At 72.6% G+C, this 13,147-nt stretch carries 6 protein-coding genes; 2 read left to right on the top strand and 4 right to left on the bottom strand.

Annotated elements, in window-relative coordinates; genetic code table 11:
- Positions 1–587 precede the first annotated feature (587 nt).
- From AB0G04_RS22185 to AB0G04_RS22175, 3 genes are all read right to left on the bottom strand, one after another.
- Complete coding sequence (locus AB0G04_RS22185; protein ID WP_360985660.1) at positions 588–2,012, bottom strand: SDR family NAD(P)-dependent oxidoreductase; 1,425 nt, start codon at positions 2,010–2,012, stop codon at positions 588–590.
- Between the two features lie 105 nt (positions 2,013–2,117).
- On the bottom strand, positions 2,118–8,351 hold the full coding sequence (locus AB0G04_RS22180) for an MMPL family transporter (RefSeq protein WP_360985657.1): 6,234 nt from the start codon (positions 8,349–8,351) through the stop codon (positions 2,118–2,120).
- Between the two features lie 82 nt (positions 8,352–8,433).
- Positions 8,434–9,210 (bottom strand): hypothetical protein, encoded by a 777-nt coding sequence (locus AB0G04_RS22175; RefSeq protein ID WP_360985654.1) that lies wholly within the window; start codon positions 9,208–9,210, stop codon positions 8,434–8,436.
- 199 nt (positions 9,211–9,409) lie between these two features.
- On the opposite strand from AB0G04_RS22175, the gene AB0G04_RS22170 reads away from it, so the two are divergent.
- The gene (locus AB0G04_RS22170) at positions 9,410–9,922 is read left to right on the top strand and encodes an FKBP-type peptidyl-prolyl cis-trans isomerase (protein ID WP_360985651.1); all 513 of its coding nucleotides are present in this window, start codon (positions 9,410–9,412) and stop codon (positions 9,920–9,922) included.
- Between the two features lie 6 nt (positions 9,923–9,928).
- On the opposite strand, the gene yaaA is transcribed toward AB0G04_RS22170, so the two are convergent.
- Complete coding sequence (gene yaaA, locus AB0G04_RS22165; RefSeq protein WP_360985648.1) at positions 9,929–10,726, bottom strand: peroxide stress protein YaaA; 798 nt, start codon at positions 10,724–10,726, stop codon at positions 9,929–9,931.
- Between the two features lie 48 nt (positions 10,727–10,774).
- On the opposite strand from yaaA, the gene AB0G04_RS22160 reads away from it, so the two are divergent.
- Positions 10,775–13,072, top strand: a complete 2,298-nt coding sequence (locus AB0G04_RS22160; RefSeq protein ID WP_360985645.1) for a bifunctional diguanylate cyclase/phosphodiesterase — start codon at positions 10,775–10,777, stop codon at positions 13,070–13,072.
- The last annotated feature ends 75 nt before the right edge of the window (positions 13,073–13,147 follow it).

The following is a 13,147-nucleotide window of genomic DNA, read 5'->3' as shown; positions in this document are numbered from 1 at the left end:
TGGTGGGGCGCCTGGTGGTGCTCCTGGTGGGGCGCCTGGTGGTGCTCCTGGTGGGGCGCCTGGTGGTGCTCCTGGTGGGGCGCCTGGTGGTGCTCCGGGTGGTGCTCCGGGTGGGGCGCCTGGTGGTGCTCCGGGTGGGGCGCCTGGTGGTGCTCCTGGTGGTGCTCCGGGTGGTGCTCCTGGTGGGGCGCCTGGTGGTGCTCCGGGTGGTGCTCCGGGTGGGGCGCCTGGTGGTGCTCCGGGTGGGGCGCCTGGTGGTGCGCCTGGTGGCGCTCCAGGTGGGGCTCCGGGCGGTGCTCCCGGTGGTGGCTTCCCGGGTGGTGGCTTCCCCGGCGGCTTCCCGGGTGGCGGTGCTCCGGGTGGTGGCTTCCCGGGCGGTGCGCCCGGTGGCTTCCCCGGTGGCGCCGGTGCTCCGGGTGGTGGCTTCCCAGGTGGTGCGCCCGGTGGCTTCCCCGGCGGTGGTGGCCCGGGCGGCCCTCCGGGTATCGGCGCCCCGTAGTACCTGCCTCGCGCAGGTTTGTCCCTTCAGAACGAACGGGCCGCACCTCACGGTGCGGCCCGATTCGCTTGTCGTCCGCCGGGAACGGTCACCACGCGACGGGGACGTAGTCCTTCAGGAAACAGCCGTACACGTTCTCGCCACGCTCGCCGCGGACGATCGGGTCATACACCCGGGCCGCCCCGTCGACCAGGTCGAGCGGGGCGTGGAAGCCCTCCTCGTGCAGGCGCATCTTCGTCGGATGCGGGCGCTCGTCGGTGATCCAGCCGGTGTCGACACTGGTCATCAGGATGCCGTCGGCGAACATGTCGTCCGCGCTGGTACGGGTCAGCATGTTCAACGCGGCCTTCGCCATGTTCGTGTGCGGGTGCCCGGCACCCTTGTAACCCCGGCTGAAGATGCCCTCCATGGCGGACACGTTCACCACGTACCGCCGGGGGAATTTTGATGCCGTCATGGCCGGCCGTAGGCGGCTGACCAGGATGAACGGTGCGGTCACGTTGCAGAGCTGCACCTCCAGCAGCTCCAGCGGCGCCACCTCGTGCACCCGGTCGCTCCAGCTGTTCGTCGACACCAGGTCCGGCACCAGGCCACCCGCGTCAATCGCGACCGAACGGGCGGTCAGCGCCATCTCGGTGACCTCCTTCGCGGACAGCGTCGGCGGGTGCGCCGCCGTCAGCGCCGCAGCCGGCGACGAGCCGATCTGCGCGGCGCCACCGAAGAACTCCAGCTCGGGCAGGGGACCGTCGGGCAGCGGCGCCGACTCGGCGGCCACTAGCTCGGAATAGGCCCCCGCGGTACGGCGTACCGTCTGGGCCGCGTTGTTGATCAGAATGTCCAGCGGCCCGCGGGCCGCGACCGACTCGGCCAGGCCGACGACCTGCGCCGGATCGCGCAGATCGATGCCGACCACCCGCAGCCGGTGCAGCCAGTCGGCGCTGTCCGGCATCGCCGCGAACCGGCGGACCGCGTCGTGCGGGAACCGGGTCGTGATCGTCAGGTCCGCGCCGTCGCGCAGCAGACGCAACGCGATGTACATACCGATCTTGGCCCGGCCACCGGTGAGCAGCGCCGTCCGCCCGGTCAGGTCGGTACGCGCGTCGCGGCGCGAGTGGTTCAGCTCCGCACACGAGGGGCAGAGCTGGTGATAGAACGCGTCCACCACGGTGAACCGCTGCTTGCACACGTAACAGCCACGGGCCTGCTTCAGCACACCGGCCGTCGCGCCGCGGACCGAGCTCTGCAGCGGAATGCCCGCCGTCTCGTCGTCGATCCGGCCCGGCGCGCCGGTCGCGGTCGCCGCCGTCACCGCGCGATCGTTGGCGAGGACCGCCTGCCGGCGCTCCTTGCGGCGCTGCACCTTCACCGTCTTGAACAGGCCCGCGGTCGCCCGCCGTACCCGCACCGCGTCCGGGTGGTCCGGCTGCAGCGACTCCACCTCGGCCAAGACCGCGAGACAGACCTCGAGACGGTCCGGATCCACACCCACGGCGTCCGGGTCGATGCCGGTCATTTCGTACGTCCCCCTCTGTTCCTGCCCGCACGCACTGTACTTCCGGCGGCGCCCGGACCCACCGGCGGTCCTATCGGCCGTCCGGCGCCGCCGTCAAGTACTTGCTCACCGATCGGCGTCCGGCTCCTCCGGCCCGGGCTCCTGACCAGGCAGGGCCTGACCCGGGTGATCCGCCAGGGAAGCCGGGCGGCGGGCCTGGCGATCGTACGGGTGCTCGCCCGACACACCAGCCCACGACGGCCCGCCGTTCGGGGGACGCCGGGCTGCCGTCCGCCCGTGCTCCGGCAGGTGATCGGCGAGAGTCGACGGGCGTACCGTGCCCCGAAGCCGGTCGTCCAGAGTCTCCGGGCGGCGGCCGCGAAGGTACTCGGCTTCGTTCCGGTCCGGCTCCGCGACGCCCCACGCGCCGGCGTCGGCGGCGGCCGCCTCGTCCGCGGTGGCCACCGGCTCGGCGGGCCCTTCGGCCGGCTGAGCGGGATACGTCCCGGTGGTGGCCGCGACTCCGGCCGGGGCACCTCCACCGGCGGTCGCCGGGTCGCCGCCGCTCAGCCACTCGTCAAGTGTCCGCGGGCGGTGTGCCCGGCCGGACGGGCTAACCGGTGCGGCGGAACCGGCCGAGGCGGAGGCGAGGTCGCCAAGCGTCTGCGGGCGGCGGTCCGCGGGAGGCGGGAGGTCGCCCAGGCTCTGCGGCCGGCGGCCCACGGGCGGGTGCTCCGCCGCCGGCTGGTGCACCGGGGCGCCCGGACCGGCCGGGGCATCCGCCAGGGTTCGGGGCCGGGAAGCAGGAGCGTCCTGCAGAGTCTGCGGACGCTGGGCCGGTGCCGGGTCGGCAGCGGTGGCACCGCTCAGCCACTCGTCGAGGGTCTGCGGGCGGTGCACCGGTTCCGCTGCGCCGGTGACCGCGGCGGCTCCCGGCTCCGGCGTTGCGGCGGGCGACCCGACCTCATCCACCGGCTCGGCGCCGGCGGTCGTCTCCGCGGAGAGCGGCGAGATGCTTTCGGCCGCGACGGCGTCGGCGGGTTCCCGGGTTGCCTCGCTGACAGCGTCGTCGGCGGTACCGGGGGTCGTGTCGCCCGACCCGCGGAGAGGCGCCGGGTCAGGGACCGCGGTCGCCTGTTCGCCCTGGCCGGCGAGACCGAGGTCCAGCAGCGCGCCGTTGGCCTCTGCCCGGTCGTCCGCGGCAGCGTTCCGGACATGGTCCGGCAGGGGCGTCCCGGCCGGTGCGGTGGGCATGGCGGCCGCTGGCAGGGCCGTGACCTGCTCCTGTGCTGACGGGAACATCGGCTCGGCGGGTCCGGCGAGCTCCTGATGCCCGGTGGTGACCGCGGCCGGCTCGATCGGGCTGGTGGGCAGGCTGTCACCTGAGGCCGGCTCGATGAACCCGGTGGACGACTCGGCGGGCCGATCCGTGGGTGCGGCCGGCTCGCCGGAGTCAGCGGCCGGCTCGACCGTCGTGGTGGGGCCGGGTTCGGCCGGCCGGCTCACGGGCGTGGTCGGGTCACCGGAGGGGACGGCCGACGGCTCGTCCGTTGTCGGCGGGCGAGGGGGTAGGTCGGCCAGGCTCTGCGGCCGGTGCGGCCGAGCAGCCGGACTCACCGGAGCAGGCAGATCGCCGAGGCTCTCCGGGCGCGCGGTCAAAGCCGCTTCAGTGATCGGCGGCACTGCCGGGGCAGTCACGTCCGGCACTGCCGGGACGGTCATGTCCGGCACCGCGGGGACGGTCGCGTCCGGAACCGTGCGGCCCGGTGGAGCAGGCGTCACGTCACGCGCTGCCGGGATGCCGGCCAGCAGGTCGTCGAGAGTCTGCGGGCGCTCGCGGCCGACCCGTCCGGGTAGCGGGTGCGGCAGGTGGGCGTCGGGCCTCGGGGAGGTTTCTGAGGTGCGCGGCTCGGCGCCGAAGCGGTCCAGCCAGGGGAAGGGATCCGGTTCCGACAGATTGGACAGGCGGGGGTCGGATCGCCAGGAGAACGGGTCCTGGTCCGGTCCGTCACCGGAGGCGGGCGGGGTGGGATTCGCGACGGGTGTCACGAGGCGGTCAGCCCAGGGTTCGCTGGTCGCCGGCCCCTCAGCGGGCGCCGGCCCGTCAACGGGTGCCGACCCCGCAGCGGGTGTCGGCCGGTCAGCGGGTGTCGGCCGGTCAGCGGGTGCCCCGACGCTGGGTGCCGACCCGCCGCCGGGCGCCGGCTCGTCACTGATCGGTGACACACCGCCGGGCACGGAGTCTTTGCCGGGCGCCGGCTCCTCGCCGATGGACGTGAAGCTGCTCCAAGCCGCTTCGAAGGAGGCGGACGCTGGGGATCCGAACAGCGCGCTCTCGGTAGTAACTTCGATGGGGGTGAGGGCTGCGGGAGCTTCAGGATCGACGGCCGCGTGGCCCGCAGTCGTAGTGGGGGCGGGAGTCTCAGGATCGACGGCCGCGCGGCCCATGGCCACAGTGGGGAATCCGGCGACCCGACCCGTCTCGTCGGTGCCGGCAGGTGCGGAGGAACTGCCTGCGGTGTCCTCGACGGTCGCCACTCCGACGGGACCCTCTGGGATGCTCGCGGTGGCCGGGTCGATGGCCACCTGGTGCAGGGCGGTTACGTCCCCTGCCTCGACCGGGGCGCCCGAGCTGTCGGAGGCCGCTGCGAATTCTTGAACCGGGTCGGCTGTGGCCGCCGGGACCGTTGTGGCTTCTTGAACCGGGTCCGGTGTGGCCGCCGGGACCGTCGCGGACTCTTCAACCGGGTCGGGTGTGGCGGCCCGGACCGTCTCCTCGGCGAACAGCCCGGTGTAGACCGTCGCCGAGAAGATCTCCGGCTCCGGCGACCAGGTGGCCGACGAGGCGGCCTGAGCGGTGTCCTCCGGTGACGCGGTCGTCTCCGGGACGCCGAACGAGGACCCGGCAGCCGGTGGCGAGGCCGGGACCGGTTCAGTTGTCGCGAGCGGAACAGCACCAGCCGATACGTCGCTGTCAGCATCGGCGTCAGGCCCGCTCAGCGGGGATTCCGCGGCTTCGGTGACCCTGTCGGTCCCGGTGAGGGCAGCCTCCGGCACGGCGAGATCCCGACCGGAAGAGGTGGCTGCGAAGAGCCCGCCCACGACGGAATCGGTGGAACCGTCGCCGCCCCTCTCGGCGGCCTCGCCCACGGAGCGGCCGTGGGCGTCGCTTGCGGAGAGGCTGGAGCGGTCGGTTACGGAGAGGCCGTGGGTGTCGCTTGCAGAGAGACCGGGGGTGTCGCCCACGGCGAGGCCGGGGTGGTCGGTTGCGGCGAGGCCGGCGGGGCCGGGGCGGTCGGTTGCGGCGGGGCCGTGGGTGTTGCCCACGGCGAGGCCGGGATGGTCGGACTCGTAGAGGCCGGGGACATCGCTTGTGGAGACGTCGGCAGGGCCGGAGAAGAACCGGTCGCCGGGAGACGTAGCGGGGTCCGTGACGCTCTCTGCGATGGAGGCACCGGAGAAGACACCCTCGCTGGACTCCGCCGTGCCGGGGAGCTCGGCGGGCCTGGCATCAGAAACGGCGGTGGCCGGCGGGGCCGGGGAGGTACCGGGCTCGTCGGAGTCCGGCGAAGTCGGGGAGGCGGACGGGCCGGCGTCCGGCGGCAGATGCAGGACCTGCGTCACCGACGCGTCGCCGCCGGACCGGGGGGCGTCCTCGGATTCCGGGGCGCCGGGCAGGTGCAGGACGTGAGTGGCGGCCGGGTCCGGGCCACCGGTGGACGGACGATTACCGGCCGGGGCCGCGTCGGTGGATTCAGGGTCCGGCCTGCTGAGCTCGACGCCTGCGGCGAGGGTGGCCTCCACCTCGGCCCAGAGATCTTCGGGGCTGGTGCGCTCCGGCGCGGAGGACGAGACGTCGACGGAGTCCGGCTCCGGCGAGAAGGAGTCCGGGTCACGATGACGTCCGGGTCCTTCCGGCTCCTCCGTCCCCGCACCGGAGGAAGTCTCCGTACCGCCGGAGGAGGTGTCCGTACCGGTGGAGGGCGCGTCGGTACCGGTGGAGGAGGCGTCGGTACCGGTGGAGGAAGTCCCCGTACCGCCGGAGGAAAGGGAACGCTCCGGAAGCAGACCGCCTGCCCGGACCGCGGCCCCCTCCTTCTCGGAGAGGTAGTCGAGGACCGCCTCGTAGTCGAGCACGACCGTGCTGGACACCTCGGTCCCCCCGGATGGCAGCGCGGCCCGGTCCGGCCCAGCGGGGAGGGCGCGGGCCAGCAGCGTCCCGTCGAGGACGGTGGTCTCCTCCATGGCGGGGTCGTCCGGGCGCCACGCGTGCTTCCCACCCGGTTCCTCCTCGCCCGCGTATTCGGCGAGGCCGGCTTTCTCCTGCAGGCGCCGCAGCGGTCCGGGGGCCCACCAGGAGGCGTCGCCCAGGACGGCGAGTACGGCGGGGACGAGCAGGACGCGGACCACGGTGGCGTCCAGCACCAGCGCGACGATCATGCCGACGCCGATGAACCGCATGGTCGTGACCGACGACAGCGCGAACGCGCCGGTGACGACGATGAGGAGCAGCGCTGCCGCGCTGATGACCCGGCCGGTACGGCTGAGGCCGATGGTGACGGCCTGATGGGTGGTGGCGCCCCGCAACCGGGCCTCGACCATGCGGGAGAGCAGGAACACCTCGTAGTCGGTGGAGAGGCCGAAGACCACGGCCGCCATCAGGACGACGATGCCGGCTTCCAGCGGTGTCGGTGTGACGTTGAGCAGGGAGGCGCCGTGGCCCTCCTGGAAGATCCAGATGAGGATGCCGAAGGTCGCGGTGAGGCTGAGCGCGCTCATCACGACGGCCTTGATCGGCAGCAGGACGGAGCCGAAGGCCAGGAACATCAGCACCAGCGTGGCGCCGGCGAGCAGGCCGATCATGAGGGGCAGCCGGTCGCCGATCGCCTCGAGGCTGTCGACGTTGCGGGCGGTGACGCCGCCGACGAGCAGTTCGGTGCGGGTCGGCGGTTCGAGGGCGCGGAGCGCGTCGACGGCGTCCCGGGCCTCGTCGCTGAACATGTCGGTGCTCTTCAGGTCGGCGGTGAGGACGACGACGTCCTTGCCGTTGCCGCCGGTGGTGGCGACCTTCTCCACGCCGGCGACCTTCCCGGCGGTTTCGCTGAACGCCTTGACGTCCGGCTTCTTGCCGTCGGTGGCGCGGACGACGACCTGTACGCCGTCCGAGCTGAACTGCGGGTAGTCGGCTTTGAGCGTCTCGATCGCGACGCGGGACGGGTCACCGGCGGGAAGCTGCCGTTCGTCGTTCTCGCCGAAGCGGGCGTCGGCGATCGGCAGGGCGAGGACCACGAGGGCGGCGAAGATGGGTACGGCCACGAGCACCGGCCGCCGCAGGACCATTCCGGCGAGCCGTTCCCAGCCGCCGCCGTCGCCCCGGGTGAAGCGGGGCAGCCGGACCGGGACGAGGTCGACGCGCGGGCCGAGGATGGCGAGCAGCGCCGGCAGCAGGGTCAGCGACAGCAGCATGGCCAGGAAGACGGCGGCGAGCCCGCCGTACGCCAGGGATTTGAGGAAGTCCTGCGGGAACAGCAGCAGCCCGGCGAGGGCGGTCATCAGCAGGGTGGCGGAGAAGACGACGGTGCGCCCGGCGGTGGCCACGGTGCGGCGGACCGCTTCGGCGGTGTCGTGGACGGCCTGTTCCTCCCGGAACCGGCCGACCATGAACAGGCCGTAGTCGATCGCCATGCCGAGGCCGAGGAGGCTGGCCACGTTGATCGCGAACGAGTTGACCTCGTAGACGAGCCCGATGGCGTGCAGCACACCGAGGGAGCCGAGGACGGCGGCGCCGCCGACGAGGACCGGCAGGGAGGCGGCGACCAGCGAGCCGAAAATGATCAGCAGAAGGATCAGGACGATGGGCAGCGACACCATCTCGGCGAAGGCCAGGTCGTCGGTGGAGCGCTCGGACGAGGCGTGGCTGAGCGGGATGCCGCCGGCCAGTTCGACCTTCGCGCCGGGGACCGTGAGGGCGTCCTCGATGTCACGGTACGACTCCGTCTTGGCGGCCTCGTCGTCGCCTTTCAGGGTGATGATCGCGACGGCGCTGGACTTGTCCTCGGCGGCGAAGGCGGGGGCCTTGGCGTCCCAGTACGAGCTGTGCGACTCGACGGCCGACCCGGGCAGTGCCGCGAGCCGTTCCTTGACGCGTTTGGTGAGCGCGGCGTCGTCGATGGTGCCCTGGTCGGGCGTGTAGATGGCGATGACGTCACCGCCCTGCTCGCCGGTCGCGGTGGCCACCGTCTCGGCGGCCCGTGCCGACTCGCTCCGTGGGTCGTTGTATCCACCCTCGGTGAGTTGACCGAAAACGCCGAAGCCCCAGATGCCGGATCCGATCACCGCGACGAGCGCGACGATGAGCACCGGCCATCTCAGGCGGGCGACCCGCGATCCCCAGCCCGCGAACACAGGGTTCCCCTTTCCGGATTCACAAGAGTGGAGCAGTTCAGCTCAGGGTCGCGGCCTGGAGGGCCACGCCGCCGCAGTCTTCGTCGAAGGCCGCGTCGGTGATCCACTTGATCGAGATCTTGCCAGTTCCTGACGCACGGTACGAGACGACATAGGCGGTCGTCGCCATCGAGTCGCCGCGGCCTTCGAAGTGATCGATGTACGCCTCGCCGCCGGTGCTGAGTCGAAGGCGCAGGCTGCCCCGGGCCTCGATCACGCCGACGTACAGCTTGAGGGTGTGGGATCCGGTTGTCGCCGGTGCGGAGAGGGTGAACCCGTTGCCGGCACCGCAGGTACGGATGCCGCTGGTGACCCCGGAGGAGGCGGCCATCGGTTCGCCGCCGGTCCAGGTGAACCGTTCCGGGCTGGCGGTGTGCCGCTGCCGGGACTCGCCGGGGGTGCCCTCGAGGATCGTGAAGTCGCCACCCCGGTCGCGTTCGAGGGAGAACCGGCCCTGTTCGCCCCAGTGCACCCAGTCGACGGTGCCCTCGGCGTCCAGGTCGACGGTCGCGGCCACCGGCACCCGCTCGACGACGATCGAGTCGATCGGTGTCATCGACGGTGTCGGGGTGGCGCTCGGCAGCGGGATCGGGACCTGCTCGGCGGTCGGCGCGGCGACCGTGGGCGCGGCGGCGGCCGGCGGGTCGCCGTGGGTCGCGCGGCTGTGGATGATCACGCCGACGGTTGTCGCGGCGAGCACGCCGGCCAGGATCACGGCGGCCGGTTCCACGTGTTGCCGCCACTGACGCCGCCGACCGGGATCGAGCAGGGGCAAGGATCCTCCAGATCGGGCGGGGCGGGCAGGGCGCTAAACGATCTCATCTCCCCGGCCCCGGGTGAAGAGGGGGAGGCGGGTCAGGTCCTTACGGCCGATCGCCTGCATCGGCGATTCGGAGGAGGTTCTTAACCGTATTGGTCCCGGTTACGAGTAGCGTGTCCGAAGTTTCCGACTCGTCCGACCGGGAGAGCGACGTATGAGTGACAAGACCAGTTCCACCAGCACCCATCGCGGCCAGGCGATAGCCGGGGTGCTCAGCGGCGTGCTCGTCTTCGTCGTGCTCGTGGTCGTCTTCTTCGTCGTGCGCAACGACGGGGACCCGGTGCCGGCCGCCGCGCCCGCCGCCTCGGCCGACCCGCTCACGCAGGAGCCCCAGATCCCGACCGGGTCCGGCACCCTCACCGATCTCGTGATCAAGGAGCTGGTGCCGGGCAACGGCGAGGTGGTCAAGGCGGGCCAGACCATCACGGTCAACTACAAGCTGGTCGGGTACACCTCCGGCGAGCAGATGGACTCGTCCTGGGAGAGCGGCCGGTCGAAGCCGATCAGCTTCCGGGTCGGCACCGGTCAGCTGATCCAGGGCTGGGACAAGGGCATCCCCGGCCAGAAGGTGGGCAGCCGGATCCAGCTGGACGTGCCGCAGGCCCTCGCCTACGGGCCGGAGAAGGGCGACCTGCGGTTCGTCGTCGACATCCTGTCCGCTGAATGACGGTGGTCAGAGCTCGGCCACGACGACGTCGAGCTGCCGGGCCCGGCCGGCCGGCGCGGGGCGTTCCTCGACCGTGAACTTCAGGTCCCGCAGGGCCGTGACCAGCTCGTCCACCGAGCCGGGCGCGGCCCGCTCGGCGGCCAGCGCACGCACCAGGCGGCCCTTGGTGGCCTTGTTGAAGTGGCTCACCACGGACCGCCTGGCCACGCCGTCGACGACCCGCTCGTGCAGCACCCGCAGCGCGGCCGCCTCCGGGCCCGGCGTCCACATCGCGGCATAGGCGCCGGACCGCAGGTCCAGCACCGGCGTCCCGGCGCACGCCCGGTCGAGGGCGGGCTTCAGAGCCTTCTTCCAGTACGCCGTGAGCCCACCCACCGGTGCGGGCAGCGTGACACCCACCGAGCAGCGGTACGCCGGGATCCGGTCGCCGAGGCGCACCACGCCCCACAGGCCGGAGAAGACGACCGCCCGCTCGTCGAGCCAGGCGACGGCGGACTCGTCCAGCTCCCGGATGCCGAGCGCCTCGTAGAGCACCCCGGTGTACACCTCCGAGGCCGGGGCGGCCGGTGCCACCGGCAGCTCGGCGTTGCGCGTGATCTCGCCGCGCTGTCCCTCGCTGAGCCCCAGCACGGCCAGGGTGTCCGCGATCGATCGCGCGCTGCTGCGCCGGCACAGGGCGACCAGGCGGGCGAGCACCCGGGCGCGCGCGGCGGCCAGGGGCGGCAGCCACAGCGACGACGGGTCGACGGGGTCACCGGCCGTGGCCGGGGTCTTACCCTCGGAGGGCGGGAGCAGGATGAGCACGCCGGAACGATAGCGGGCGGCTTCCTTCACAACATCCGACAGCCGCCGATGAGTACCGACATGGGGAACTTCCGCCGAGGGCCGTGGCTTCAACTCGCCCTCACGGCCGGTACCGCGTTGCTCGGTGTGCTGTGGTTCATCCGGTGGTCGGCCGGCGGGCACGGCGACAAGGCCACCGCGTACCTCTTCATGCCGGCCGGACTGGCGGTGGCCGCGTTCGCGATCCTGCGGATGGTCCGCACGGTGCCGCTGGCGCCGGCGGCGGCCCGCTTCTGGTGGCAGCTGTTCGGCGGTTGCCTGCTGCTGTTCGGCGGGTACTCCGCGCTGGCCGTCGCGGCCTTCCGCAGCGCCCCGGACTACCCTGCCATGCCGATCGCCGGAACCGTGGGCGTCTGCGGCGGGATGCTCGTCGCGATCCATGCGGTCGCGCGTGTGCCTCTCGGGGTCGCCACCCGCTACGAGCTGGGCCGGCAATGGCTGGACCGCGCGATCGCGTTCCTCGGCTGCGCCGGCGTGCTGTACCACTTCGGGCTGGCACCGCTGATCGACACGCCCGAGCTGCGGGGCCGGCCGCTGGTGACGATGACCCTGCTGGCGTTCGTACTGGCGGCCGGCAGCATCACGAAGGTCTCGTACATCAACGGCGGTCCGGTCGACCGGGTCGCGGTGCGGCTCCTCGCGGCCATGGGCCTGGTCGGAGCGGTGGTGGCGATGATCGGGGTCAACGGTGGCCCCGACTGGCCCGCGGCGGCGCAGGCGCTGGCCCTGCCGGTGGTACCGGTGCTCCTGGTGCTGGCCGTCCACCGGCAGTGGATCTCGGCCGGCGCCCCGCCCCGGCGGCCCAACACCTGGTTGCCCTACCTGGCGGTGGCCGCGGTGCAGGTGCCGGTGGTCGACGTGCTGCTGCACCCGGCCGCCACCGCCGAGCGGGTGGCGGCAGCGACGGCCGTGGCCGTCATCATGCTCGTCATGATCCGGCAGTACCTGGTGATGCGCGAGAACGGCCGCCTGCTGCGAGAACGTGAGGAGTCCGAGCGGCGCGCACGCCACGAGGCCACCCACGATCCGCTGACCGGCCTGGCCAACCGTGCTCTGTTCCGGGAATGGCTGGTGCAGGTACTCGCCACCGGCGACGCGACGGTGCTGCTGGTCGACCTCGACGACTTCAAGACCGTCAACGATTCCCTGGGCCATGACGTCGGCGACGAGTTGCTCGTCGCGTTCGCCGGGACGCTTTCTGACGCGACGGGTGACGACGGCCGCGTGGTGCGCCTCGGCGGTGACGAGTTCGCCGTGCTGGTGACCGGGCCGCGGCAGGCGGGCGACCCGCTGGCGCAGCGGATCATGACCGCCTTCGAGGTACCGATCAGCGTGCACCGGCTGCTGGTGCACGCCAGCATCGGCATCGCGACCGCGCCCTCCGGCACCGCGGCGAGCAGTCTGCTCCGTGATGCCGACATCGCCCTCTACACCGCCAAGCAGCGGGGCAAGGGCAACTGGGTGCGGTACACCGCCGACCTGCAGCAGCCGGTCTTCACCGATGTCCGGCTCGGCGGCGAGCTGCGCCGGGCACTGGACGCCGGCGAGTTCCGGCTGCTCTACCAGCCCATCGTCAGGTTGGCCGATCGCCGCCTGATCGGTGTCGAGGCGCTGGTGCGGTGGCAGCACCCGCAGCGCGGCCTGGTGCCGCCGCTGGAGTTCATCCCGGCGGCCGAGCGTACCGGCCTCATCGTCCCGCTCGGTCGTTTCGTGCTGCGCGAGACCTGCCGGCAGGCGGCCGCCTGGCTCGCCGAGTTCGGCCCGCACGCCCTGGAGAAGGCGTCACCCAACGTTTCGGTACGGCAGCTGCACGATCCCGACTTCGTCGGCGACGTCAAGGCGGCGCTCGCCGACAGCGGACTGCCCGCCGGCCGGCTGGTGCTGGAGCTGACCGAGTCCGCGGTGCTGCGCGGCCCGCAGGTCTCACGGGTCCTGCACGAGATTCACGCGATCGGTGTCCGGCTGGCGCTCGACGACTTCGGTACGGGCGAATCGTCACTGAGCCTGCTCCGGACCTTCCCGGCAGCCATGGTGAAGCTCGACAAGTCGTTCGTGGACGGTATCGAACTGGAACATCCGGGAACGCCCGGCAACGATGCCGGCCAGGCGGTCGCCCGGGCGGTGGCCCAGCTCGCCAGCGCCTTCGGCCTCGACACGGTCGCCGAGGGCATCGAGAACGAGGAGCAGGTGCAGCGGCTCCGGACGCTCGGCTACACCGTCGGGCAGGGCTATCACCTGGGCCGGCCGATGGAGGCCGGGAAGATCACCGAGTTGCTCGCCCGGCAGCGCCTGACCGCCGCGGCGTGAACCGTCGCGGACGGCCGCCGTCCGGTGCTGCCGGGCCGCGATCCGTGGCGGCAAGTCTCAAGACACGCCTGCCGC

Origin of the sequence: Actinoplanes sp. NPDC023801, from assembly GCF_040639655.1 — a bacterium.
GTDB lineage: Bacteria > Actinomycetota > Actinomycetes > Mycobacteriales > Micromonosporaceae > Actinoplanes.
The sequence above is the reverse complement of the archived record's forward strand: the minus strand, read 5'-3'. Positions and strand labels throughout refer to the sequence as shown.